The following is a 24,980-nucleotide window of genomic DNA, read 5'->3' as shown; positions in this document are numbered from 1 at the left end:
GAAAGGATCGTCCATGCGTATCAGCAGTTCCGGTCCGGCACGTGCGGCTCTGAAGGTTCTCGTCCTGCTGGCGACGTTGCTCGGCCTGGCGGCACCCCCCGCCGCCCAGGCCGACACCTCGGCAGTCCCGTTCAAGGTGCTCGCGTTGTACAACGGCACCTGGGACGCCGCGCACATCGACTTCGTCAAGGAAGCGAACGTCTGGTTCCCCCAGCAGGCGGCGGCGAACGGCTTCACCTACACCTCCAGCAACAACTGGGACCTGCTCGCCAACGGCGGCGTGAACGCGTACCAGGTCGTGCTGTTCCTCGACGACCTGCCGCAGACCGCCGCCCAGCGGACGGGTTTCGAGACCTACATGAGGGGTGGCGGCGCCTGGCTGGGCTTCCACGTCGCGGCCTTCACGACCAATGCGTCGGCGTGGCCCTGGTACCACAACACGTTCCTCGGCACCGGTAACTTCGCGACGAACACGTGGGGACCTACCTCGGAGGTCCTGAAGGTGGACGACCGTACGCACGCGGCCACCAAGAACCTGCCGGCGACTTTCACCTCGTCGGTCAGTGAGTGGTACAGCTGGTCCAACAACCTGCGGGCCAACGCGAACATCAAGGTCCTGGCCTCGCTCGACGCCAGCACCTTCCCGGTGGGCACCGATCCGGCGCAGACCTGGTACAGCGGCGACTACCCGATCGTGTGGACCAACACGCAGTACAAGATGCTGTACGCGAACTTCGGGCACAACGCGATGAACTACGACACCAACACGCGGCTGTCCTCGACGTTCGGGAGCGCGACCCAGAACCAGCTCGTGCTGGACGGGCTGAAGTGGCTGGGCGGGGCCGACACCACGACCCCGCCGACGGACTCGGTCTCCGAGACCGCCTGGTACTCGCTGACCAACGCCGGCAACGGCACCTGTGTGGACGCCCGTTCGGCCGCCACGGCGAACGGAACCGCGATCCAGCAGTACGCCTGCAACGGCACGCAGGCACAGCAGTTCCAGTTCCGCTCGACCGACAGCGGCTACCGGCAGGCCGGGATCCGCACCAGTCCGCAGCAGGTCATCGACGTGACCGGCGTCTCGACAGCCGACAACGCGGGGCTGCAGCTGTGGACCTACTCAAGCGGGCAGAACCAGCAGTGGCTTCCGGTGAAGGAAAGCACCGGGCGCTACCACTTCACCGCCCGCCACAGCGGTAAGTGCCTGACTGCGGCAACCGCCGCGACGAACAGCGTGCAGCTCACCCAGCTCACCTGCAACGGCTCCGCCGCGCAGAGCTTCACGCTCACCGCACAGCCCTGACCGATCAGCACACCGGTGCCCCCGTCGCTCACCAGCGGCGGGGGCACCGTCATGTCCTAGCTCGCGAGGAGGGCGACTTCGGTGCCGCCGAGCAGGAAGGCGCCGACGCCGAAGTTCGCGGTGGAGTCGTAGGTGACGGGCTGGCTGGACTCCGGGCGGTCACCGACGTTCTGGACGTAGCCCAGGAAACCGTCGGCGTGTACGGCGGTGGCGACCAGGCCGTTCCAGGCCCGGGCGGCGACCGGGAGGTAGGTGGCGCGGTCGACGAGGCCGGCGGCGACCGCATAGGCCGTGCCGTAGAGGAAGAAGGACGTGCCGCTGGTCTCTGGGCCAGGCAGATGGGCGGCGTCGGCGAGGTTGACGTTCCAGAAGCCGTCGGTGCGCTGCACCCCGCGCACGGCCGTCACCAGCCGGACCAGGGTGTCGCGGTACTCGGCGGTGTGCCGCTCGGTGGACGGGAGCGCCTTGAGGGTCTTGACGTGTCCGCCCGTCACCCATCCGTTCCCGCGCGACCATACGACCGGCTTGCCCGTCGGGGACAGGATCCCGCCCGGCAGGAAGCGCTTGTCGCGGTACCAAAGGCCCGTGCCGGCGACGTACAGGCCGGGGCCGCCCTCGATGCGCTTGGTGTGGTTGTAGAGGGAGTACAGCTTCTCCCAGTACTGGGGGTCCTGGCGGAGGGCGCCCAGCCGGGCGAAGGGCGGCATCGCCATGTGGAGGGCGTCGTCCCACCACCAGTCGTCGTTCTTGGCGGGCTGGTCCGTGTAGACCATGCGGCGCAGAGACGTCTCGATGGCGGTGAGCTTCTGCGCGTCGGGCTCCAGCGCGTACAGGTCGAGGTAGGCCTGTCCGGCGTTGTGGTTGTCCGCGTGACGGGTGGTCACTCCGCCGCTGAGGCCGTACGCGTGCTTCTCCGCCCAGCTCCGGGCGTAGTTGAGGTAGCCGGCGCTGCCGGTCAGTCGCTGCAGGGCGAGCAGCCCGCTGAAGAAGGTGGCGTTGGCCCAGCCGTTGTCGCCCGAGTTCGTATGGGTGGCGATCCACTGGTCGGCCACGCGGCGCAGAACGGTGGTGATCTCGGCCCTCGACGGGAGCACCGGCGAGACGGCGTCCGGGGCGGCTTGGGCGGTGCCCGTCAGTGAGGGCACGAGAGCGGCGGAGGCGGTGAGGGCGGCCGCGCCGGAGAGCAGGCGTCGTCTATGCATATGAACAACTCCTACGGATGGGGCTTACATCGTCGGTTCCCGGGCCGCGCGGTGTCCATGGCTCGTCGTCAAGTAGCCGTCATATCAGGGGACTTCAGCTCCCCCGCGCAGTTCAGCGGGCAGAACGAGGTGACACGGAGACGTCTATGCCACGGCACCATCCCGATGCCTGCGGCGGACGGGAACCGCCCACGTCACGCCCCGTGCCGCCCACCCGGGCCAACACGGTCCGTGAGCTATGTTGAGTGCTTGTGGGACACGAAGGAGGCACATCTGTGCCATCGCCGCAGCAGGCACGCGCGCAGGCATCCGCGATCACCTCGGGGAAGACGGCCCCTGAGGCGGGCGCGGCTCCCACGTCCCAGCTCAGAGAACTCTTCGACGGGCCCCGGCTCTCCCCCGGCCAGCGCCGCATCGCCCAGTACCTGATCGAACACATCACCGAGGCCGCGTTCCTGTCGATCACCGACCTCGCCGAGCGCGTGGGCGTGAGCCAGCCCTCGGTGACCCGCTTCGCCGCGGCCGTCGGCTTCAGCGGTTACCCCGCGCTACGGGAGAAGCTCCAGTCGATCGCGCTCAGCACGCTCGGCAGCACCCCGGGCACGCCCGCGGAAGCCACCAGCAACGAGTTGCAGGCGGCGGTGGACGCCGAGATCCAGAACCTGGAGAACCTGCGGCGGGACTTCGCCGATCCGGACCAGGTGATCAGCATCGGCAGGGCGCTGTCGAAGTCGGCACCGCTGACCGTGCTGGGGCTGCGGATCTCGGTCTCGCTGGCCGAGTACTTCGCGTACGCCGCGCGACGGATCCACCCGGATGTGCGGCTGGTGACCCGGGGCGGCAGCGTCGCCTACGACGCGCTGCTCCAGTCCCGCGAGGCGGGCGGCACCTGGGTGCTGGCCTTCGACATGCCCCGGCATGCCCAGGAGACGCTCACCGCTGTGCGGGTGGCGCGCAGCGCGGGCCTGCGGGTGGCCCTGATCACCGACCTGGCGCTCGGCCCGGTGGCCGACGAGGCCGACGTCACCTTCGCCACGGGCACCGGTTCGCGCCTCGTCTTCGACTCCTACGCCGCGCCCGTCGTGATGTCGGCGGCACTGCTCCAGGCCATGACCGACGACGATCCGGAGCGGACGCAGGCCCGCCTGGAGGAGTACGAGCAGGTCGCCGAGCAGCACCAGTTCTTCCTCAAGGACTGAGACCTCCGCCTTTTCCCGAGTCCGAGGACCTTCCCGAAACCCTCACATAACCGGATCATTCATACGAAATCCCGCATGAATGTTTTCATGTTCTTGCGTAACCGGCGGTATATATAAATACTGCTCGCGTCCACCCGGGGCCTTCCGCTCCTACCCGCCCTGGGTCCCGGGTGGTCATGGTGGCGGCCCCGGCCATCCCCTAGACCGGGGCCGCACCGAACTCCCCCGCCGACGTGACCCGGAAGCGATGAACATGGCCCTGACGACGTACTCACCGATCACCTCGGACTGGCCGTGCCAGGTCAAGACCCCAGGCAGTTTCGACTGGGAGCGATCGGCGGTCAGATGGCTGCGCGAGCTGGTGCCGACCCGCTACGCGAGCTATCCCGCGCTGATGAAGCACCCCGTGCTGCTCGCCCGCCACGCGCAGATCCAGGTACAGCACGAGATACGGGTCGCCCGTACCGCACTGCAGACCGCCCGCGCCGAACTGCCCGCCCTCGGCCTGCACGAGGGCGTCATCGAACACACCATCAAGATGTACGCGGCGGAGGTGCTGCAGCTTCAGCACATCGCCCGCAGCATCCGTGCCGTCAGCCAGGCGCTCGTCGACGGCAACACCGCGCGGACCTGAGTTCGGCCCGGTCCGGCGCGATAGGAAGGGCTCGAGCGGGAAGACGTGAAGGAGCATCAGCCCGCCGAGAGCTCTGGACGGACATATGGATTCCACGACCTGGACGGTCGTCGTCATCATCGCGATCCTGGGCGCCGCGGTGCTCGGGGTCGCGATCGCGCTGCTGATCCGGCTCGTCCGTGCCCGCCGTGAGCTGCGGCGGGCCGGGCTTCCGGCCGGGTCCCGCTGGGTCTTCTGGGGCGCCGTCGCCTATCTCGTGCTCCCGGCCGATCTACTGCCCGACCCCATCTACCTGGACGACATCGGCGTACTCCTGATGGCTCTGCGGTCGATGCGCCCGGCTACGGGTGATCGTCCGAGCGCCGGCGGGAACCCCGGGACTCCGTCGGACCGTTGAACATCCGACGGCCCCTGGCGTGAATGCCCTCGTCGAAGGCCGTTTCGGATCTCTACGTCGACGGGGCGGCACCATGACCGAGCTGGTTCCCGGGGGCAACGTGCCCCTTCCGGGCGGCATCCTGACCCTCCGGGTGCCGGGCCCTTTCGACGTCAGCGCGCTGATCACCGATGACAGCGGAAAGGTGCGCGGCGACGGGGACTTCGTGTTCTACAACCAGCCGACCGCGTCCGGCGCCCGGCTCCAGGGCGAGCAGCTCACCATCGACCCTCCAGGGCTGCGGGCCGGGGCCAGCCGCGTCACGGTGGTCATCAGCTCCGCCGACCCCGCGACCCCACTGGCTCGGCTGGCCGCACCCACCCTGTATGTCAGCGGACCTCGCTCGCGCGCCCTCGCCCGCTTCACCCCGCCGCGTCCGCAGCGGGAGACCGTGCTGCTGCTCGCCGAGATCTACCGGCGCGGCGGCGCGTGGAAACTGCGCGCGCTGGGCCAAGGGTACGCGGACGGACTGGCGGGCATAGCGCGGGACTTCGGGGTCGATGTCGCCGAGGACACCCCGGCGCCGGCGGGAGCGGCCGGGCGGGGGAACACCGCGCCCCGTTCCAACGGGCAGGCCGGGCAGGCCGGGCAGGCGAACACCGCACGCCATTCCCACGGGTCGGCCGGCCGGTCGAACTCCGTGCCCGACACGGACGGTTTCCTCGGCCTGGTGAACTCCGCACGCGCCAGGGCCGGTTCCCCGCCGGTGTCCCTCGACGCACGGCTGGCGGCCGCGGCCCGCGTCCACGCCTCCGACATGGCAGCGCGCGGGGTCCTCAGCTCCGAGAGCCCGGACGGCACCTCCGTGTACCAGCGCGTCACCTCGACCGGATATGCGTATCTCACGGTCGGCGAACACCTGGTCTCCGGCCCGCGCACGCCGGCGGAGTTCGTGGAGTACTGCCTGTCGACCGAGCAGTCCCGGCGCACCCTGTGCGAGCCCGCGTTCAGCCAGGCCGGCCTGGCCTACGTGGCCGACCGCTCCGGCGATCTGTACTGGACGGCGCTGTGGGCACGGCCCTTCAGCCCCGGCGAGCTGGCACGGACGGCGAATGAGGTCGTCGCTCTCACCAACGCCGAACGGACCGCGGCCGGCCTGCGGCCCCTGTCGGTCGACCCGCTGCTCGCCAACGCGGCGCAGGCGTACAGCGAGGACATGGTCGCCCGCAACTTCTACTCCCACACCTCCCCCGAGGGCACCCAGCCCTGGGACCGGGCCGCCGCCGCGGGCAGCACCCGCCGCACCATCGGGGAGAACATCGCCTGCGGCCAGCGCTCCCCCGCCGAGGTGGTCCTCGGCTGGATGAACAGCCCCGGCCACCGCGCCAACATCCTCAAGCCCGCCTTCACTCACATAGGCATAGGCCTGGCCGGCGGCGGCAAGATGGGCACCTACTGGACGCAGCTCTTCGGCGCCTGACACGCCCGGCTGCTCCAACTCACCTCTTTCGGTTCACTGTTTCTGATTCCCTCGCGACCTATGCAACCCATGTGCCACTCCTGTGCGTAGTAATGATGCCGACGCCCGCATCCGCGGCGCGGTCCACGCCGGGAATCCGCACCGGCAGCAACAGATCGGGGAAGAATTCAGATGGTCTCAGGAACAGTGGGCATGAGCACGGCGCTGGGCGCGGTTCTGGTGTCCCTCCTGGCAGCGCCCGCGCAGGCGGCGGCGCCCACGGGCACCGCGCGTGAAGCGAGCGTCGCGGCAGAGGAGTTGGCGGCGCCCGACGACGCGGGGCTGCGCGAGGTGCTGCGTACCGCACTGGCGCAGGGAGCACCCGGCGCGATGGTGCGGGTCGACGACAACGGCACGGTCCACCGGCTGTCCGAGGGAGACGCCGACCGAGTGACCGGGCGGGCCCTCACCACGTACGACCGGTTCCGGGTCGGCAGCGTCAGCAAGACCTTCACCGCCGTGGTGCTGCTGCAACTGGTCGACGAGGGCAAGCTCGCCCTGGACGCCTCGGTGAACAGCTACCTTCCGGGGCTGCTGCCCGACGACCGGATCACCGTGCGCCATCTGCTGAGCCATCGAAGCGGTCTGTACGACTACACCAACGACATGTTCGAGCACACGGTCCCGGGCTTCGAGGCCGTACGCAACAAGGTGTTCAGCTACCAGGACCTGGTGGACCTGTCCCTGGAAAAGCCGCTCACCAACGCGCCGGGCGCGGCCTATGCGTACTCCAACACGAACTTCGTCGTCGGGGGCATGCTCATCGAGAAGCTCACCGGGCACTCCGTCCGCACGCAGTACCAGAAGCGGATCATCACGCCGCTGAAGCTGACCGGCACCTCCTACGTCCACCCGGACACCGCGATCGCGGGCCGCCACGCCAATGGCTACCTCCCGCCGGACGAGGCCGGTCCCCTGGTCGACTCCACCGAGCAGACGGTGTCCTGGGCGCAGAGCGCGGGCGCGATCATCTCCACCACCCGTGACCTGAACACCTTCTTCTCCGCGCTGCTCGGCGGAAAGCTGATGTCCGCCGCCCAGCTCACGCAGATGCAGCAGTGGACTCCGGTGAACAGCACCCAGGGCTACGGTCTCGGCCTGCGCCGCCGTGACCTGTCGTGCGGCGTCTCCGTGTACGGGCACACGGGCACCGTCCAGGGCTACTACACGTACGCGTTCGCCTCGAAGGACGGCAAGCGCAGCGTCACCGCGCTCGCCAACACCTCGAACAACGGCACCGTGCTCACCACCCTGGGCCGCACGCTGGAATCCGCCTTCTGCGGCAAGCCGCAGACCACGGCCGCCGCGCGCAGCACGGCGACCGTGAACCAGGTGGAGCGCTACGAGGACATCGCGCCGAACATCGCCCGCGACTGATCTCCCCGGCTGCGCCTCACCCGTGACTGTTCGGCCGCCGATGCGGTGGCTGGTCGGGGGCGGGGCGCAGCCTGGGGGCCGGGATGCGGAGGCTGTGCGGCTTGTCGGCGTCCAGGGTGACGGGTTCGCGGTAGTGGTGGATCTCCAGGGGCTCACCGCTCAGGAGCGAGTACGTGGCGGTGGCCGGCCCGATCTCCACCCGCAGCCGGCGGCCGAGGAGTTCCAGGTTGAAGGCGAGGCGGTGGAACCGCTCCGGCAGCCGTGGCTTGAACGCCGGCGTCTCGCCGTGGTGTCGCAGCCCGCCGAAGCCGGCGACCAGGGCCATCCAGGTGCCTGCGAGCGAGGCGATGTGCAGGCCGTCCCGGGTGTTGTTCTCCAGGTCCCGCAGATCCATCAGCGCGGCCTCGACCAAGTAGTCGTAGGCGAGCCCGGGATGTCCGGCCTCGGCCGCGATCACGGCCTGGCAGCAGGCCGACAGGGAGGAGTCGCGGACGGTGAGGGGCTCGTAGTAGGCGAAGTTACGGGCCTTGTGCTCGTCGTCGAAGTAGGGGCTGCACTTGTACATGGCGAGCACCAGGTCGGCCTGTTTGACGACCTGCTTGCGGTAGATGTCGAAGTAGGGGAAGTGCAGCATCAGCGGGTACTGGTCGGGGCGGGTGGTGGCGAAGTCCCAGCGCTGGTAGGCGGTGAACCCGGCATGCTGTTCGTGGACGCCGAGTTCGTCGTTGTAGGGGATGTGCATGGCACCCGCGGCGTCGCGCCAGGCGGCGCTCTCCTCGTCGTCGACTCCGAGGGACTCCGCCTTGCGCGGGTGGCGCTCGGCGACGTCGGCGGCCGCCAGGAGGTTCGCCCGGGCCATCAGGTTGGTGTACGTGTTGTCGTCAGCGACGGCGCTGTACTCGTCGGGGCCCGTCACCCCGTCGATGTGGAATCCGCCCTGGTGGTCGTGGTGGCCGAGTGAGCGCCACAGGCGTGCCGTCTCCACCAGCAGTTCGACGCCGGTGTCGCGTTCGAACCGCTTGTCGCCGGTGACGGCCGTGTAGTGCACGACGGCGTCGGCGATGTCGGCGTTGACATGGAAGGCGGCGGTCCCGGCCGGCCAGTACGCCGAACCCTCCGAGCCCTCGATGGTCCGCCAGGGGAACGCCGCGCCGCGCAGCCCGAGTTGGGTCGCCCTTTCGCGGGCGGCGGGCAGGGTGTTCTGGCGCCAGCGCAGCGCCTCGGCGACCGCGCCGGGCGCGGTGTAGGTGAGCAGTGGCAGCACGAAGGTCTCGGTGTCCCAGAAGGCGTGGCCGTCGTAGCCGGATCCGGTGAGCCCCTTCGCCGGTATCGCGCGCTGTTCGGCGCGGGCCCCGGCCTGCAGAACGTGGAACAGCGCGAACCGGACGGCCTGCTGGATCTCCTCGTCGCCGTCGACCTCGACGTCCGCCCGGGCCCAGAAGTCGTCGAGGTAGGCCCGCTGTTCGTCGACCAGGCCCTGCCAGCCGCCGTGCTGGGCCGACGCGAGCGCCGCGTCGGCCTGCGCCCGCAGGGCGGGCAGGGACCGGGTGCTCGACCAGCCGTACGAGACGAGCTTCTCCACATGCAGCTTCTGTCCGGGTTCCAGGACGGAGGTGACGGTGAGGCGGGCGACGTCGGGGCTGCTCTCGTTGCCCGTGGTGGTCGGCTCGGGTCCGGTGACGGTGTGGTCAGCGGCGGTGGCGACGCGTAGTCCGCTGCGCCGGGTGCGGTGCACGAGTTTCAGCCGCCCGTTCTCCGCGAAGTGCTCCTCCGCCTCCAGCGGGGACTCCAGGACGATCGCGGCGCGCGGGTCACCGTTTCGGCCCGGTAGTTGTTCGTTGGCGACCAGTTCCGACTGGACGACGACACGGACCCGGGAGTCGACGGCCTCCACCTCGTAGGAGATGGCGGCGATCGCGCGCTGGGTAAAAGAGACGAGCCGGGTGGAGCGCACGCGGACCGTATCGCCCGCCGGGGAGGTCCATTCGCAGCTCCGGGTGAGCAGCCCGGTGCGCAGGTCGAGAACGCGCTCGTGGGAGTGGAGCCGTCCGTAGCGCAGGTCGAACGGCTCGTCGTCGACCAGCAGCCGCATGATCTTGCCGTTGGTGACGTTGATGACCGTCTGGCCGGACTCCGGGTAGCCGTATCCGGCCTCGGCGTACGGCAGCGGGTGGACTTCGTGGACACCGTTCAGGTAGGAGCCGGGAAGGCCGTGCGGTTCGCCCTCGTCGAGGTTTCCGCGCCAGCCGACGTGGCCGTTGGAGAGTGCGAACACCGACTCGCTCTGCGGCAGCAGGTCCAGGTTGAGGGCGTGCTCGCGCAGCGCCCACGGTTCGACGGCGTAGGACGTGTGAGTGATCACGCGCTCTCCCCCAGCTCCGCGAGATCCCGTACGACGATGTCGGCGCCGTGCGCGCGGAGTGCGGCTCCCTGGCCGACCCGGTCGACACCGACGACGTAGCCGAAGTGGCCCGAGCGGCCCGCGTCCATGCCGGCCAGCGCGTCCTCGAAGACGGCGGCCTGCGACGCCTCGGCTCCGAGGTCCCGCGCGGCGGCCAGGAAGGTGTCCGGTTCCGGCTTGCCGGGCAGCTTGCGTTCGGCGGCGACGACGCCGTCGATCCTGACCTCGAAGAGGGACTCGGCGCCCACCGCGCGCAGGATGTCCTGACAGTTGGTGCTGGAGGAGACGACCGCGGTCCGCAGTCCGCTCGCGCGGACCGCCTCGACATAGCGCAGAGTGCCGTCGTACGCCTCGACGCCGCCGCTGCGGATCAGCTCCAGGAGCAGCTTGTTCTTGCGGTTGCCCAGGCCCTGCACCGTCGCCCTGTCCGGCGGGTCGTCGGCTGCGCCCTCGGGCAGTTCTATGCCGCGGGAGGCGAGGAAGGCGCGGACGCCGTCGGCCCGAGGGCGTCCGTCCACATGGTCGTTGTAGTCGGCGTCGTCGAAGGGACGGAATCCGTCGCCGTCGCGGTGCTGCAGGAACTCGTCGAACGTCCGCTTCCAGGCAGCCGCGTGGACGACGGCGGTCTTGGTGATGACCCCGTCGAGATCGAAGAGGCAGGCCAGGATTTCTTTCGGAAGACCAAGCTGCTCTGTCATACGGGCAGTGTGCCCCGAAGTGCGCCGGTCACGGGGTGGCGCACGCCACACGCCCGGGGGCCCTCAGGACTTCTTCAGGTCCGCCCGGTAGGTCCGGTACAGCGCGGTACCGTCCTCACAGCGCCGCGGTGGGGTGCTGCACTTCTGGCAGCCGAGCAGATGGTCGAAGTACGCCCGGTAGCTGTGGGGGGCGAGCGTGGGGCTCTGCTGCGACATAGTGTTCTCCCCGTACATGGCCGCTGCCGGTGCCGGTTGTTGACCAGAATTCAACAGTCGCATCAGCATAAGCCGAATTCGCCGGGAAGAGGCGCCGGGCGTCGCCGGACTGGCCGAAATCCACCTGTCGGCCCCGATACTGGAGCCATGGGATTCGCCGTCTTCATGACTCTGCCCGGACTCGTCATCCTGCTGACGCTGCTGGCCTTCGCCGATCAGCTGCTGCTTCGGGCCGGCCGGGCGGGCATGCTTCCGTGGCGGAACGGCGCGCGGCAGGGGCAGATATCCGCAACAGGGTTCGAACAGCTCCACGCGAGCTTTTCGCCGGGCAAGCAGAACGAGCTCAAGGAGCGTCAGTCGGCGCTGATGATGCGGGACGACGAGGAGGACGGGGCGCCGCCGAACCGGACAACGGTCGACCTGGACGGCAGGACGGCGGTCGTCCGGATGCCGCGGACCGGACACAAAGAGCGCCCGTGACCTTCGCCGACCTCCTCACCCGTGCCGCTTCCCTCGTACGTCCCGGGCACCGCGCCCTCCTCGGCATCGCAGGCAGTCCCGGATCGGGGAAGACCACGCTCGCCGAGCGTCTGGTCGGGGAGCTGAACGGTGACGGGCCCGCCTGGGTCGCCCACGTTCCGATGGACGGATTCCATCTGGCGGACGCCGAGTTGGACCGCCTGGGCCGCCGCGACCGCAAGGGTGCCCCCGACACCTTCGACGCCGCCGGGTACACGGCGCTGCTCCGCCGGCTGCGCGAGGACGAGGACGATCTCATCTACGCGCCGGGCTTCGAGCGCACCCTCGAACAGCCCCTCGCGGGAACCGTCCCCGTCCCCCGCACCGCCCGCCTGGTCATCACCGAGGGCAACTACCTCTTGCTCCAGGACGACGCTTGGACCCGGGTACGCGCCCAGCTCGACGAGGTCTGGTTCTGCGAGCTCGACGAGACCGAACGCGTACGCCGTCTCGTCGCCCGGCACGAGGAGTTCGGCAAGGACCACGACACGGCGGTGGCCTGGGTCCTCGGCACGGACCAGCGCAACGCCGACCTGGTCGCCGCGACTCGGGACCGCGCCGACTTGGTGGTCGGGGCGGCGGTCAGCCGCGATGGACGTCCAGCTCGGGTTCCCCCCGTGCATCGCCTGCGGGATCGCCGATCAGGGCCGTGAACGCCTCGGTGCGGATCGTCAGTCCGGCGGGGGTGTGCTCGAAGGCCGGGGTGAAGGGGCCGGTCGGCCCGTAGCGGACGGCGAAGATGTGCAGATCGTCCGGGGCGCCGGGAGCCGGAGCCGCTTCGAGGGCCGTAGAGGAGACGAGGCGGCGCCAGCCGTCGTCCGGGTTGCCGTAGCCGCGCGGGTCGGCCGCCAGGGCGAAGGCCGCCTGCTCCTGGGTCAGCTCCGCGCGGGCGTCGAAGTGGTCCACGCTCCCCGCCGGCGGGTGGGTGAGGCGCAGCTCGCCCGCCGAGGTCACGTCGGCCTCCGCGGTCCTGCGCACGCGGTCGCCGTCGTCGGAGGCGTACGGCAGGCCGGCGAGCAGGTACGGCGTTCCGTCGAGCCGTTCCACGGCCACGGTCATCCACAGACTTGTGCCGTCCGTGACGTACAGGGAGCGGACGTGTCGCAGGACGTGGTCGCGGCCGACGACGGGCTTGGTGACGAGCTTGGCCGTCAGCGCCTCCGTACGGAGGTCGTTCACCCGGGTTTCGCCCATGGGGCGGCACAACAGGAATCCGTCGGTGACCGGTCCGAAGCCGTGCTGACGGTTGACGGCGGCGGGCAGGTAGTACGTGCCCGCCGCCTCGACCAGTGACGGGGTCATCCTGTCGTCGAAGGCCACCGAGACCGTGCCCGCGCGCAGTTGATGGCGCACGGGGTCCTTGGAAGGTGTGCGGTGCCAGGGCGTGGTGTCCTGCATCTGCCAGACCAGCATGAAGGCGAAATGGCCGTCGATGGCACCGTCGCGCCCGGCCGCGTGTCGGCCCCAGCGGGTGTCTCCCCGGTAGCGGCCGAGGTCGGCGCCGATGCGGTGGCCGAAGTAGCGCAGGCCGAGGACGGACTCGAAACCGGAGTGCTGCTCGCTGTAGCGCGGGCCGCCGATGTCGAAGCCGCCTGCCGTCAGGCGCGCGTCGAGATAGCGGGCGAGCGCATCGCCGTCCTCGGCGAAGATCTCCTCGCCGCTGACCTTGTGGGCCTGCGCGAGGAAGGAGAGGGAGATCGGGCCGTAGTTGTTGTCGTACGCGCCACCGTGTTCCGGGGGCAGGAGGGCACCCCGGTCGTGCACGCGACGGGCACGGATCTCGTCGACGTACCGGCTGATCGCGCTCGAGCGGACCAACTCCCCCTCTCCGGACGGGAGATGGCGGGCGAGCATCAGACCGCCGACGACACAGCCGATGGCCTGGTTGCCGGCCTCCTGTGGGTTGAAGAAGGTCGCCTCCGTCAGCCAACGCCAGTAGCCCCGGGCCGACTTCAGCAGCTCACCGCGCTGTTCGTCGTCGACGAGCCCGTCGGCCGCGTCCAGGATGTTGACCGCCTGGAGCAGCGCCCACACCGTGCTCGGCCAGTCGCCGATGGGATGCGCGCCCGCCTCCACGACGTAACGGGCGTACGGCAGCCCGGAGTTGCGCGCCTTCAGGTTCGGGTAGCCGGGGTTGTCCTGCGTGAACACCCGCTCGCGCAGATGAAAGGCCAGGCTGCGCCGGACGGCCTCCGGCAGGCGCGGGTCCTTCGTGCGCTGCCAGCCGAGCGCGAGCAGGGAGGTGATGCCCAGGGACGTGTCACCGAGATCGTCGACGGCGTCCGGGTGTTCGAGGCTCCCCTCCGCGGTGAGGCGGCCCAGCGCCTCCTCGGCGACGGCCGCGAGGACGGCGTCGTACGCGGCGGGATCGTCCGGAAGATCGTGCAACGGACCGCGCTGGTGCGGGAGATGCATGTCTCAGCCCTTCATGCCGGAGGTCGCCAGGCCTTCTACCAGCCTCTTCTGGAAAATGAGGAAGCAGATGAGCGTGGGCAGGAGGGCGAGTGTCGACATGGCGAACATCGCTCCGTACGACGAGCCGCTGGTCTGGTCCATGAACAGGGTCAGGCCGAGCGGGACGGTGAACTTGTCGTTCTGCTGGAGATAGACGAGCTGGTGGAGGAAGTCGTCGTAGGTCCAGATGAAGGTGAAGATCGTGGTGGTGATCAGCGCCGGTTTCATCAACGGCAGGATGATCTTCCAGTAGATCTGGAGCGGGTTGGCGCCGTCCATCATGGCGGCCTGGTCCAGCTCGCGCGGGATGGAGCGGATGAACTGGACCATCAGGAAGATGAAGAACGCGTCCGTGGCCAGGAACTTCGGCACGATCAGCGGCAGATAGGTGTTGATCCAGGTCAGGTTGTAGAAGATCGTGTACTGCGGGATCAGGACGGCCTGCGTGGGCAGCATGAGCGTGCCGAGCATCAGGCCGAACCAGATCTTCTTGCCGCGGAACTCGAAGCGCGCGAAGGCGTAGGCCGCCAGCGAGCAGGAGATGACGTTGCCGATCACCGCGCCGATCGTGACGATCAGCGAGTTGGTGATGTAGAGGGAGAAGGAGTTGCCCGAACCGCTCCAGCCTTCGGAGTAGTTCTCCGGGCGCAGCGCGTTCGGGATGAGCCCGGGGTGGGTGAAGATCTCGGTGTCGGGCTTGAGGGAGCTGCTGAGCATCCACAGCAGCGGGTAGAGCATGACGACCGCGACGCCGATGAGCAGGGTGTGGGTGTAGATGCGGCGGGCGCCGGTGAGCGAGCGGAGCTTTTGCAGGGGCGACGCGTTCGGGGTGATGGCGGACATGGGTGCAGGACTCCTCGCTCAGACGTCAGTCGTCGTAATGGACCCAGTAGCGGCCGGCGATGAAGTTGACCGCCGTGAAGCCGGCGATGACCAGGAACAACACCCAGGCCAGCGCGGAGGCGTACCCCATCTGCAGGTCCGTGAAGCCCTTCTTGTACAGGTAGAGGGAGTACAGCATCGTCGAGTTGAGGGGTCCGCCCGAGCCGTTGCTGATCACGAAGGCGGGCGTGAACGTCTTGAACGCGTCGATGATCTGCAGCACGACATTGAAGAACACGATCGGCGTCAGCAACGGCAGGGTGATCCTGAAGAACCGGGTGACGGGCGGGGCGCCGTCGATCGCGGCCGCCTCGTACACGTCCTTCGGCAGCTGCTTCAGACCTGCGAGGAAGATGACCATCGGGGTGCCGAACTGCCAGACGGCGAGCAGGACGAGCGTGTAGAGCGCGGTGTCGGGGCTGGAGATCCAGTCCTGGCCCTTGATGCCGAACCAGCCGAGGAAGTCGTTGAAGATGCCGTCGCCACCGAAGACCTGCCGCCACACGATGGCGATGGCCACCGCACCGCCGAGCAGTGACGGCAGATAAAAGGCGGCCCGGTAGAGCCCGATGCCCTTCAGGTCACGGTTGAGCAGCATGGCCACACCGAGCGCGAGTGCCAGCTTCAGCGGCACGGAGACCACGACGTACACGAGCGTGGCGTGCACCGAGTCCCAGAAGACCGGGTCCTCGGTGAACATGCGCTCGTAGTTGTCGGTGCCCGTCCACTGCGCGGGTGTCAGCAGGTCGAAGTGGGTGAACGACAGATACAGCGAGTCGAGCATCGGGTAGATCGTCAGCCCGAACAGGCCGATGAACCAAGGGGCCAGGAAGGCGTACGGCCACCAGCCCCCGCCCCGCCGTCTGGCGAGTCGGCGGCGCATACGGTCGCGCTCCCGCTGATCGGACGGGGTCACCGGAGCCGGCGGCTCCTTCACGACCTCGTCGCTCTTCGCGGTGGACATACTCATCTTCCTGGCCCTCTCCCGGTGTTCGGTGGTGCGATGCGCCTGAGCAGCCTCGGCGAAGTCAGACGCGGATGGCAGCGCCCTGAAGGGGCGCGGGGAACGGCGCGACCAGCCACGACGGACCCGCAGGCGACACACCGGAATTCCAGCGGAGCGCTCACGCGCCGAGGATTCCCGGCGCCTGGTCGAAGAACTCGCTCAGCTGCGCCTTGATCGACTTCTTGCCGAAGGCGACGGCGAGGTTCGACTGGAACAGCAGGTCCCAGATCTGGTCGGCGCCCTGCGGAGGAGGGACGGGGGCGGGAAGGGCGTTGGTCGCTCTGCCGACGCGCTGGGAGATGTAGTCGGCGTTCGCCATGTTCAGCTTGTCCGTCTCGGTCAGGCCCGAGGCGATCAGGTCGCGGGCCTTCTCCGTCGGCGGGATGCCACGCAGCAGCTGCATGTCCTTGATGGCCGTCTCGTCCTGTGCGAAGAACGACATGATCTTCGCGGAGTCGGCCACCTTCTTACTGGCCTTGGTGGCGCTCAGCAGCACACCGCCGTTGACGAAGTTGCCCTCGCGGGCCCCTGACCAGTCGCCCTGCGGGGTGGGCAGGAAGTCCAGCTGGGCGTCGGTGATGGAACCGCCCGCGCCGTAGACGCCGGAGTCGAAGGTGAACAGGGCCTTGCCGATGACGACGGCGTTCTTGGTGAGGTCGTTGTGCGCGGCCGAGGTGATCGCCGGCGGCGGGGAGGCGTTGGCCTTGCGCATCTCGGCCCAGTACTCCCACCACTCCTGGAGGGTGGCGGAGGTGAAGCCGAGCTTCGTGCCGTCGTCGGAGAAGAAGGTCTCGCCCTTCTCGCGGGCGAAGATCTCGAAGCACTGGAGGGCGCCGCCGCCACCGTCGTCGACGCCGTAGATCTTGCCGCCGCTCTTCTTGTAGACGTCCTGGGAGACCTCCTTCAGGTCGGCCCAGGTCCACTCGCGGTCCGGCAGCTGCAGGCCGAAATCCTCCAGGCCGCTGCGGTTGACGGTGAGCTGGTTGACGCCGATGCCGGAAGGGACGCCGTACAGCTTGCCGTCGACGGTGCCGGCGGCGAGGAGCGTCTTGGCGAAGCCGGTCAGGTCCAGGCTCTTGCCGACGTACGAGTCGAGCGGGGCGAGGACACCCTTGCGGGCGTACTGGGCGACCAGCGCGGTGTCCATCTGTAGCAGGTCGGGGGCGCTGCCGCCGGCGATGTTGGTGTTGAACTTGTCGAAGTACCCGTCGTATCCGGAGTAGGTCTCCTGGATCTTGACCTTCGGGTTCGCCTTCTGGAAGGTGGCGAGCGCCTTCTTGTAGGCGTTGTGCCGGTCGTCGCTGCCCCACCAGGTCATGGTCAGCTTGGCGCTGGTGGAGCCTGCGCCGGTTCCTCCCGAGCAGGCGCTGAGCGAACTGCCGAGCGCGCCGGCGACGGCGAGACCGCTCGCCGTGCGGAAGAGGGTTCTGCGCGAGATCTGGTGACCCACCGGGTCCTCCTTGGATGTGCGTGACGGAGTTCCCGGCCGCTCGCACGGCACGGGCTCACTCTGCTCGGAATGGCACCTTCCGCGGCACGGCCTCGCCCGGCCGCGCCATCCTGGTGGGTGGGGATCCCCGGCCGCCATGGCCGTCGTCACACGAGCACGCCCTCGTGTGGTTGCCGTGCCTCTGCGCACAGGCGGGACGCTCACCCGAGGTCGGCGTCCCGGCCGACCTAGAAAGCGCTTGTCCGGACATTGGCAGAACGAGTCGGAAACCGTCAATCCTTGGTTCGCGCGGAATCGGTCACGGTTCGGACTCCCCGGGCGACCGCGAGCCGGGCCGCGCCCACCACCGTGCCCAGGTCTCCTACGGTGCTGGCGATCACCTCGGTGGGCCAGCTCAGCCGGGCCAGTTCGGCGCGCACACCGGGCAGGATCTGCGGATCCACGCCCGTGCCGCCGAGCACGAGCAGCCCCGGGTCCAGCACGGCGGTCACGGCGGCGGCGAGCCGGCCGACGTCGGCGGCATGGCGCTCGACGACCGCGCGGGCCGCGGGTCTGCCCTCACCGGCGAGGGCGAAGAGCCGCTCGGCGGTTCGCGGGCACGGCCCGTCGGCGTCCTGCCAGGCCTCGGCGGCCCGTCGCAGCAGGGAACGGGTGCCGATGTACTCCTCCAGGGCCTCGTGGCGCGGATCCACGCCGTCGTCCCACGGGTAGGGCAGCCGGGCGAGCTCACCGGCGGCTCCGTTCGCGCCGCGCAGCACATGGCCCCCGATCACGACACCGAGGCCGATACCGACGCCGACCCGCAGATAGCCGAAGGTGCGGCGGCCTCGGGCGGCGCCCTCGTGGAGTTCGGCGAGCGCCGCGCAGTTGACGTTGTTCTCCAGGTGCACGGGAACGCCGGGCGGCAGCGCCACCGCCACGGCGTCGAAGACGGGCCCGGCCTTGTCGGTCGCGGGCCGCATTCCGTCGCCCTCCCGTTCCGGCGGGGTGACGTCGCCGACCGCGACGACGATGGTGCGCAGCGGCGCATGGGACCCGAGTACGGCGAGGGCCTCGCGGACGACGTCCACGGCGTCCGTGCGTGAGCCGGTCGCCTCGGCGAGCAGGGCGCCGTCGAGGCCGCAGCCGCGGACCCTGGTGAGGGCGGGTCCGAGGTCGACGGCAAGCACCGTGCCGGCGGCCGGCCCGATCCGGTACACGGCGGCGTTGCGGCCGGTGCCGCTGGAGGCCGTGCCGGAATGGGCGGCGAGCCGGACGCCCTCGAGTTCCGCGACGGCGGAGGACACCGTCGGCTTGGACAGACCCGCCAGGCTCGCGAGCTGCGGCCGGGTCGCGGTCCCCGCCTGGGCGAGCACGGCGAACACGGCGCTCGCGCTCTCGGTGAGACGGGGGGTGTTCGCCACGTCGAGTTCCACAGTTCCCCCAGAGATCATGGGCCGCGCTGCCGGGTCGATCGGCTCTGCCGGATGCGGCGATGGAAGGCGCCGGCGTCACGCACCTTCCGCCTCGGGCGGTCGAGTGGGCAACACCTCTTGACGCACTCTACTTCGTTAGTTAACTTCCTAACGAACGTCACGGTACTCGCCTGCCGTGTTCCACCAGAAGCCCGTCCCGGGGCTTCCCTAGTTCCTCCACTTCCTTTCCCCAAGACACGGTTCGCCCGCCGTCGCAGCACCGCGCAACGACGAAAGAGGCCCCGTGCAGGAATCCGCATCCCTGGCCGTCGGTATCGACGTGGGCGGCACCAAGACGCATCTGCGCGCGCTCACGGGCGACACCCTCGTGGCCGACCGCGTCCGCGCGAGCGGCGGCTGGCGGCCGCACGACCCCGTGGCCGCCGCCGACTGGCTGGCCGCACTGCTCGCCGACACCCTTCCGGCGGGCGTCCGCCCCTCCGCGCTCGCCGTCGGCGGACACGACTGCGAGACCCCGCGCCAGTGCGCGCGGATACGCACCGCTCTCCAACAGCACTTCGACGCGCCCGCGCTGGTCGTCGGCGATGCCCAACTCCTCGTCCCCGCCGCGGGCCTGGACAAGGGTGTGGGGCTGGTCGCGGGCACCGGTTCGGTGGCGGTGGGGATGCTCGCCGACGGAACCCCGGTACAAGTCGGCGGCTGGGGCGCGGTGCTGGGTGACGAGGGCGGCGCGGCCGGCCTCGTCCGCGAGGCGGTACGGGCCGTATGGGCGGCGCATGATCGCGGCGAGGAGCCCGACGCGCTCGCGCTCGGCCTGCTGTCCGCCTTCGATGTCCCCGAAGTGCCGTTGTTCTGCGGGGCCCTTGAGCGCGCCACGGACGTCTCCGCCGAGTGGGGCCGCCATGCACCGATCGTGTTCGCGGCGGCCGCGGCCGGTTCGTTCCTCGCCCGCACGGTGATCGCCGAAGGCGGGCGGGCACTGGCCGCGCTCGTCGTACGGCTCGCCGCACGCGGCGTGAACGTCGACGACGTCGTGGTCGCGGGCAGCACGGTCCTCGCCCAACCCTCGCTGTACGAGGCCTTCGTGTCGTCGCTGGAGGCCGCTGTCCCGACGGCTCGGCCGAGGCCGCTGCGGGCGCCGCCGGTCGAGGGTGCCGTCGCGTTGGCCCGGTCGCTCCTCTGACCTGTCCTGGTCGTTGCCGCCCTCATCCGGTGGGGTTCTCAGCGGCACGCCCCCGTAGAGCAGCACTCGGCACACCCGTGTCACCCGGCGCCCCACTGACCGGCACCGATCGCGCCGACTCACCGGCCGCAGGGCCGAAGAACTCAAGAGAGGCAGCCCATGCCGTCCTCCGCCCAGGAGCAGTCCCCAGCATCGCTCAGTGAACACGCCGTGAACCGACGCGGATTCCTCAGGACCTCCCTGAGCGCCACGGCCGGCGTGTTGGCCGCGCCGACCCTTGCCACCTGGCTCGCCGCCACGGACGCGAAGGCCGCGAGCAGTGCAGCCGCCTTCGTGGACGACTACAGGTCAAACGTCCTGACGAACCTGACGCCCGAGACCAACGCCGTGGTGCGGATCCTCGGCGGTATGGCCGAGGTGTGGAAGACGGGCGCCGCCTGGAACACGGGCACACCACTCAGGCCTCAAGTGCTGCGCGCCAACATGCGTTACTGCGCCCGGATCACGGCGGCACGGACACAAGCGCAGGCGAAGGAAGCGTTCATCTACGACCGGCAGCACCAGAGTTACGCGACGATCGCCGCACTCGGTCCGCTGGCCGACCTCTACAAAGCGGGCGCCAAGGCGGTCACGTCGATCACCGGCGCGCCGGACACCACCCCCGCCACCACGATCAGCGACGCCGTGCCTACCGATGCCCCCGCCGGTTCCGCGCTCGGCGCGGGTTCCTACGACTCGGCGCTCGGCCAGGTCGCCAGGCTCGTCGACACCGTGCGCGGACCGTACGCCTCCGGCAACCCCGGCAAGTACGCCTTCCAATACCCGCGTCCGTGGCGCATGAACGAGGACAGCGAGGTCGTCGACACCGGCGCCAAGGACGCGCTCGGCTACCCGGTCTACGACTCGGAGGTCGTCGTCGCCACGCAGTTGCTGCGGCAGCGCAGCAACTCCCCGGTGGACGACGGCGGCTTCCCCAGCGGGCACACCAACGCCTTCCACCTGGCGGCCCTGGCCTTCGCCTACGCCGTACCGGAGCGTTTCCAGGAGCTCGTTACGCGGGCGTTCGAGCTGAGCCACACCCGGATCACGGCGGGCATGCACTCCCCCGTCGACGTCATCGGCGGCCGCATCATGGCCACGGCGCTGGCCGCAGCCACGCTGGCCGACCCGCAGTACGCGGATCTCAAGGCCTCGGCACGCGACCAGGCAGCCGCGTACTTCCAGCAGCGGACCGGCGCGACGGCGGACACGCTGTACGCCTACGCCCATTCCGCGGACCTCGGCACCGACCCGTACGCCGACCGGGACGCCAACTCCCGCGCGCTCACACCGCGTCTGACGTACGTCCTGACCCGGCACGGCCGCTCCGAGGACCTCACCGTGCCCAAGGGCGCCGAGGTCCTGCTGGAGACGCGGCTCCCCTACCTGGACGCGGCCCAGCGTCGCGAGGTGCTGCGTACCACCGCCCTGCCGTCCGGCTACGTCCTGCTCGACGGCTTCGAACAGTGGGGGCGTCTCAACCTCTTCGCCGCCGCCGACGGGTACGGGGCCTTCGACTCCGACGTGACCGTCACCCTCGACGCCGCCGACGGGGGTTTCGGCGCCGCCGACACCTGGCGCAACGACATCTCCGGCCGCGGGGGCCTCGTCAAGCGCGGCAGCGGTTCACTTACCCTGACGGGGGCCAACCGCCATACGGGCCGCACGGTGCTGGAGGGCGGCACGCTGACCGCCGGTTCCACGGGCGCGCTGGGCCGCGGCGACGTCCGCGTGCAGGGCGGCACACTCCGGACCGTCACGGCCGCACGCGTGCAGGGCTCCTACACGCAGTCGTCCGGCGCGACCCTGGACGTGACGCTCCGCGCTGGGCACACGCCCGCGTTCAGTGTGGACCGGCGTGTCCTGCTCGGTGAGGGCAGTGTGCTCTCGCTCCGGCTGGACGCGTCACGTCCACCGGCCGCCGGGACCACTGTTCCGGTGATCAAGACGCCTTCTCTGCGGGGCCGGTTCAGTCGTATCACCGTGCAGGCTGACGGATACCGGGCGGTACCCGTGTACACGGCCGCGGGCCTGTCCGTGCGGCTGACGAGGCACTGGCTTGGGTGCAGGTGACCGGCGCCTATCTCCCCCGTGAGCGTGGTGTCCGATTTCCGCCAGCACAGCGCCCCGTCCTGGCCCACAGTGGAAGGGTGACGAGCGACGACAGCAGGTACGAGGCGGTGTGCAGCCGCGATGCAAGGTTCGACGGCGAGTTCTTCTTCGCCGTGTCCACGACGGGGATCTACTGCCGCCCCAGTTGCCCCGCGACCACTCCCAAGCGTCAGAACGTGCGCTTCTTCCCGACCTCGGCCGCCGCGCAGGGTTCCGGGTTCCGGGCCTGCCGCCGCTGCCGCCCCGACGCGGTGCCCGGCTCGGCCGAGTGGAACGTCCGCGCGGACGCGGTCGGCCGTGCGATGCGGCTGATCGGTGACGGTGTCGTGGACCGTGAGGGCGTCGCCGGGCTCGCCGCACGCCTGGGCTACAGCGCCCGGCAGGTGCAGCGGCAGCTGAACGCCGAGGTGGGCGCGGGACCGATCGCGCTCGCCCGGGCGCAGCGGGCCCACACCGCGCGGATCCTGCTCCAGACGACGACCCTCCAGGCCGCGGAGATCGCCTTCGCGGCCGGATTCGCCAGCGTGCGGCAGTTCAACGACACCGTCCGGGAGATCTACGCCGTCACCCCCAGCGGGCTGCGCGCGGCGAAACCGGGCCGGGCCGCACGCTACGGATCGGTCGGTACGGCGAACGGGGCGGGCGGGGTGCCGCTGCGGCTCGCCCACCGCGGTCCGTACGCTGCCGCCGAGGTCTTCGACTACCTCGGCGACCGTGCCGTCACCGGCGTCGAGGAACTCACCGGCGAACGCGGCGGGCGGACGTACCGGCGCACCCTCCATCTCCCTCAGGGCACCGGAATCGCGGAGGTCGGCGAAGTACTCGGCGACGGCGGCTGGCTCACCTGCCATCTGCATCTCGGTGATCTGCGCGACCTGACCACGGCCACCCAGCGGATCCGGCGGCTGTTCGACCTGGACGCCGACCCGTACGCGGTCGGCGAGCGGCTCGGCTCCGATGCCGCGCTCGCGCCGCTCGTCGCACTGCGGCCGGGGCTGCGGGCTCCGGGCTCCGCCGACCCGCACGAACTCGCCGTCCGCGCGGTGCTGGGCGGACAGCTCTCCGTGGCCGCCGGACGCAGGCTCGGCGGCGCCCTGGTCGCCGCGTACGGGCAGCCCCTCGCGGTGCCCAGCGGTGGGCTCACGCATGTCTTTCCCACCGCCGACGACCTCGCGGAGGCGTCGCTCGAAGAGCTCGGCCTGCCCGACGCACGCCCTGACACCCTGCGTGCGGTCGCCGGAGCGCTCGCCGACGGCACCGTGAGCCTCGACGCCGGCGCCGACCGCGACGAGGCCGAGAAGGCGCTGCTCGGACTGCGTGGCGTCGGCCCCCGGACCGCCGGCTACATCCGGATGCGCGCCCTGGGCGACCCGGACGTCCTGCTCACCGGAGACGTGGCCGTCCAGGCCGGGATGCGGCGAGCGGGCGCCGAGCCGGTCGACGCCGAGGCCTGGCGACCGTGGCGCACCTACGCCATGCACCACTTCTGGAACGCCGCAGCCGACCGGCGCCAACCTGCCGAAGCGTGACGTCCGAATCCCGCCAGCGTCAGCGCTCCGCGCACCTCATTGTTGGAGGTGGAAGAGATGAACTGGACTCGCAAGAAGGGACATTGCTGATGACGGTCTACACGACGATCGACAGCCCGCTGGGTGAACTCCTGCTCGTGGGCGAGGAGTCGGCCACGGCGAAGGGCGGCACGGCACTCACCTCTCTGTCGATGCCCGGCCAGAAATCCGCCGCCGTCGTCCGGGAGGACTGGGCCGAGGACGCGGACGCCTTCGTGGAGATCGTCTCCCAGTTGCGCTCCTACTTCGAGGGCGGGCTGACCCGATTCGACATCGAATACGTCGGCGGTGGCAGCGAGTTCCAGCAACGGGTGTGGAAGGCCCTGGAGACCATCCCGTACGGGACCACGCTGAGCTACGGCGAGATCGCCGCGCAGATCGGCGCGTCCAGGGCCGCGGTGCGAGCCGTGGGCACGGCGATCGGGGCGAATCCGGTGCTCGTCGTGCGTCCCTGCCACCGCGTGATCGGCGCGAACGGCGCACTCAGCGGCTACGCGGCCGGTCAGGAGCGCAAGCAGCGGCTCCTGGAACTGGAGAACGTGCGCCCGGCCACTGCCCTGTCGTCATGACCCGCACGACGACGGCGCGGACGGCGGTGGCGCACCTGGCCGACTGTGTCGGGGCCGGTGACTGGGATGCTCTGGCCGCCGAACTCGACGAGCACGGCAGCGCGCTCACCGGTCCGTTGCTGTCGTCCGACGAGTGCCACGAGATCACCGCCCTCTACGACGACGCCGACCGTTTCCGTACGACCGTCGACATGGCCCGGCACCGCTTCGGCTCCGGCCAGTACCGCTACTTCACCCACGAACTGCCAGATGCGGTAAGGGAGTTGCGGGCGGCGTTCTACCCGCGCCTGCTGCCGATCGCGCGCGACTGGGCCGGCCGGCTCGGACAGCCCGCGCTCTGGCCCGACGATCTGGAGGACTGGGTGGCGATGTGCCATGCGGCCGGGCAGGCCAAGTCCGCGCAGATCCTGCTGCGTTACGGGCCGGGCGACTGGAACGCCCTGCACCGCGATGTGTTCGGCCCGATGCTCTTCCCGCTCCAGGTGGTCGTCGGCCTCGACGCCCCCGGAGTCGACTTCACCGGAGGCGAGTTCCTCATGACCGAGCAGCGTCCGCGGGCGCAGTCGCGGGGTTCCGCCACGACCCTGCCGCAGGGGCACGGTCTGGTCTTCACGACCCGCGACCGACCGGTGGCCTCCCGGCGCGGCTGGTCGCGCGGCCCGATGCGGCACGGTGTGAGCACGGTCCGCTCCGGGCGCCGTCACACGCTGGGGCTCGTTTTCCACGACGCCGCGTGACGCATCCCGCCAGCCTTCGGCCCGGTCGAGATACCGGGCCCTCAGCTCCCGGCTCCCGGCTCCCGGCTCCCGGCTCCCGACTTGCGAACGCGGTGTTGCTGTTCTGCGAACAAGCTGC

The 24,980-nt window shown here is 70.1% G+C and carries 22 protein-coding genes; 13 read left to right on the top strand and 9 right to left on the bottom strand.

Annotation, left to right across the window (positions count from 1 at the left end):
• The first annotated feature begins 13 nt into the window (after positions 1 to 13).
• On the top strand, positions 14 to 1,306 hold the full coding sequence (locus ACFVKT_RS04180; protein WP_385727303.1) for an RICIN domain-containing protein: 1,293 nt from the start codon (positions 14 to 16) through the stop codon (positions 1,304 to 1,306).
• 56 nt (positions 1,307 to 1,362) lie between these two features.
• Here the strand turns inward: ACFVKT_RS04180 and ACFVKT_RS04175 are convergent, their stop codons facing one another.
• Positions 1,363 to 2,508: a glycoside hydrolase family 88 protein gene (locus tag ACFVKT_RS04175; RefSeq protein WP_385727301.1), complete on the bottom strand. Its 1,146-nt coding sequence runs from the start codon at positions 2,506 to 2,508 to the stop codon at positions 1,363 to 1,365.
• A 275-nt stretch (positions 2,509 to 2,783) separates the two neighbouring features.
• Between ACFVKT_RS04175 and ACFVKT_RS04170 the strand changes: the two genes are divergently transcribed.
• The 5 genes from ACFVKT_RS04170 (at position 2,784) to ACFVKT_RS04150 (ending at position 7,613) form a co-directional block, all read left to right on the top strand.
• The gene (locus ACFVKT_RS04170; RefSeq protein WP_385727300.1) at positions 2,784 to 3,707 is read left to right on the top strand and encodes a MurR/RpiR family transcriptional regulator; all 924 of its coding nucleotides are present in this window, start codon (positions 2,784 to 2,786) and stop codon (positions 3,705 to 3,707) included.
• A 253-nt stretch (positions 3,708 to 3,960) separates the two neighbouring features.
• A complete protein-coding gene (locus tag ACFVKT_RS04165) occupies positions 3,961 to 4,341 on the top strand; it encodes a hypothetical protein (RefSeq protein WP_385728134.1) in 381 nt (126 codons plus the stop codon).
• 85 nt (positions 4,342 to 4,426) lie between these two features.
• Positions 4,427 to 4,738, top strand: a complete 312-nt coding sequence (locus ACFVKT_RS04160; RefSeq protein WP_385727298.1) for a YkvA family protein — start codon at positions 4,427 to 4,429, stop codon at positions 4,736 to 4,738.
• 73 nt (positions 4,739 to 4,811) lie between these two features.
• The gene (locus tag ACFVKT_RS04155; protein ID WP_385727296.1) at positions 4,812 to 6,197 is read left to right on the top strand and encodes a CAP domain-containing protein; all 1,386 of its coding nucleotides are present in this window, start codon (positions 4,812 to 4,814) and stop codon (positions 6,195 to 6,197) included.
• A gap of 171 nt (positions 6,198 to 6,368) precedes the next feature.
• Positions 6,369 to 7,613: a serine hydrolase domain-containing protein gene (locus ACFVKT_RS04150; protein ID WP_385727294.1), complete on the top strand. Its 1,245-nt coding sequence runs from the start codon at positions 6,369 to 6,371 to the stop codon at positions 7,611 to 7,613.
• Between the two features lie 16 nt (positions 7,614 to 7,629).
• Here the strand turns inward: ACFVKT_RS04150 and ACFVKT_RS04145 are convergent, their stop codons facing one another.
• The 3 genes from ACFVKT_RS04145 to ACFVKT_RS04135 all read right to left on the bottom strand — a co-directional run bounded on the left by ACFVKT_RS04145 (position 7,630) and on the right by ACFVKT_RS04135 (position 10,928).
• Positions 7,630 to 9,975, bottom strand: coding sequence for a glycoside hydrolase family 65 protein (locus ACFVKT_RS04145; RefSeq protein ID WP_385727292.1), 2,346 nt, complete (start codon positions 9,973 to 9,975; stop codon positions 7,630 to 7,632).
• Positions 9,972 to 10,712 carry an HAD family hydrolase gene (locus tag ACFVKT_RS04140; RefSeq protein ID WP_385727290.1) on the bottom strand — a complete coding sequence of 247 codons (741 nt, stop codon included), beginning with the start codon at positions 10,710 to 10,712 and terminating at the stop codon, positions 9,972 to 9,974. Before ACFVKT_RS04140 ends, ACFVKT_RS04145 begins: the two co-directional genes overlap by 4 nt.
• A 63-nt stretch (positions 10,713 to 10,775) precedes the next feature.
• On the bottom strand, positions 10,776 to 10,928 hold the full coding sequence (locus ACFVKT_RS04135; protein WP_385727289.1) for a hypothetical protein: 153 nt from the start codon (positions 10,926 to 10,928) through the stop codon (positions 10,776 to 10,778).
• Positions 10,929 to 11,075: 147 nt separating this feature from the next.
• On the opposite strand from ACFVKT_RS04135, the gene ACFVKT_RS04130 reads away from it, so the two are divergent.
• Both ACFVKT_RS04130 and ACFVKT_RS04125 read left to right on the top strand, forming a co-directional pair.
• The gene (locus tag ACFVKT_RS04130; protein WP_385727287.1) at positions 11,076 to 11,408 is read left to right on the top strand and encodes a DUF6191 domain-containing protein; all 333 of its coding nucleotides are present in this window, start codon (positions 11,076 to 11,078) and stop codon (positions 11,406 to 11,408) included.
• Positions 11,405 to 12,100, top strand: coding sequence for a nucleoside/nucleotide kinase family protein (locus ACFVKT_RS04125; RefSeq protein ID WP_385727285.1), 696 nt, complete (start codon positions 11,405 to 11,407; stop codon positions 12,098 to 12,100). Before ACFVKT_RS04130 ends, ACFVKT_RS04125 begins: the two co-directional genes overlap by 4 nt.
• On the opposite strand, the gene ACFVKT_RS04120 is transcribed toward ACFVKT_RS04125, so the two are convergent.
• The 5 genes from ACFVKT_RS04120 to ACFVKT_RS04100 all read right to left on the bottom strand — a co-directional run bounded on the left by ACFVKT_RS04120 (position 12,030) and on the right by ACFVKT_RS04100 (position 18,672).
• The gene (locus ACFVKT_RS04120) at positions 12,030 to 13,862 is read right to left on the bottom strand and encodes a hypothetical protein (RefSeq protein WP_385727283.1); all 1,833 of its coding nucleotides are present in this window, start codon (positions 13,860 to 13,862) and stop codon (positions 12,030 to 12,032) included. The genes ACFVKT_RS04125 and ACFVKT_RS04120 overlap by 71 nt on opposite strands.
• A 3-nt stretch (positions 13,863 to 13,865) precedes the next feature.
• Positions 13,866 to 14,744 (bottom strand): carbohydrate ABC transporter permease, encoded by an 879-nt coding sequence (locus tag ACFVKT_RS04115; RefSeq protein WP_385727281.1) that lies wholly within the window; start codon positions 14,742 to 14,744, stop codon positions 13,866 to 13,868.
• A 25-nt stretch (positions 14,745 to 14,769) separates the two neighbouring features.
• On the bottom strand, positions 14,770 to 15,747 hold the full coding sequence (locus tag ACFVKT_RS04110) for a carbohydrate ABC transporter permease (protein WP_385727279.1): 978 nt from the start codon (positions 15,745 to 15,747) through the stop codon (positions 14,770 to 14,772).
• A gap of 160 nt (positions 15,748 to 15,907) precedes the next feature.
• Positions 15,908 to 17,239, bottom strand: coding sequence for an ABC transporter substrate-binding protein (locus tag ACFVKT_RS04105; RefSeq protein WP_385727277.1), 1,332 nt, complete (start codon positions 17,237 to 17,239; stop codon positions 15,908 to 15,910).
• Positions 17,240 to 17,511: 272 nt separating this feature from the next.
• On the bottom strand, positions 17,512 to 18,672 hold the full coding sequence (locus ACFVKT_RS04100) for an ROK family protein (RefSeq protein ID WP_385727275.1): 1,161 nt from the start codon (positions 18,670 to 18,672) through the stop codon (positions 17,512 to 17,514).
• Between the two features lie 265 nt (positions 18,673 to 18,937).
• Here ACFVKT_RS04100 and ACFVKT_RS04095 point away from each other — a divergent pair, with 265 nt between their 5' ends.
• The 5 genes from ACFVKT_RS04095 (at position 18,938) to ACFVKT_RS04075 (ending at position 24,862) form a co-directional block, all read left to right on the top strand.
• Complete coding sequence (locus ACFVKT_RS04095; RefSeq protein WP_385727273.1) at positions 18,938 to 19,837, top strand: N-acetylglucosamine kinase; 900 nt, start codon at positions 18,938 to 18,940, stop codon at positions 19,835 to 19,837.
• A 159-nt stretch (positions 19,838 to 19,996) separates the two neighbouring features.
• On the top strand, positions 19,997 to 21,949 hold the full coding sequence (locus ACFVKT_RS04090; protein WP_385727271.1) for a phosphatase PAP2 family protein: 1,953 nt from the start codon (positions 19,997 to 19,999) through the stop codon (positions 21,947 to 21,949).
• 77 nt (positions 21,950 to 22,026) lie between these two features.
• The gene (locus ACFVKT_RS04085) at positions 22,027 to 23,517 is read left to right on the top strand and encodes an AlkA N-terminal domain-containing protein (RefSeq protein ID WP_385727270.1); all 1,491 of its coding nucleotides are present in this window, start codon (positions 22,027 to 22,029) and stop codon (positions 23,515 to 23,517) included.
• Positions 23,518 to 23,606: 89 nt separating this feature from the next.
• Positions 23,607 to 24,125, top strand: a complete 519-nt coding sequence (locus tag ACFVKT_RS04080; protein WP_385727268.1) for a methylated-DNA--[protein]-cysteine S-methyltransferase — start codon at positions 23,607 to 23,609, stop codon at positions 24,123 to 24,125.
• Positions 24,122 to 24,862, top strand: coding sequence for a 2OG-Fe(II) oxygenase (locus tag ACFVKT_RS04075; RefSeq protein WP_385727267.1), 741 nt, complete (start codon positions 24,122 to 24,124; stop codon positions 24,860 to 24,862). The genes ACFVKT_RS04080 and ACFVKT_RS04075 overlap by 4 nt, the downstream gene beginning before the upstream one ends.
• Positions 24,863 to 24,980: the final 118 nt, after the last annotated feature.

The organism is Streptomyces sp. NPDC127595, assembly GCF_042671685.1.
In the GTDB taxonomy this organism is placed as follows: Bacteria; Actinomycetota; Actinomycetes; order Streptomycetales; family Streptomycetaceae; genus Streptomyces.
Note: the sequence above shows the minus strand (reverse complement) of the source record. Positions and strands in the feature narration are given on the sequence as shown.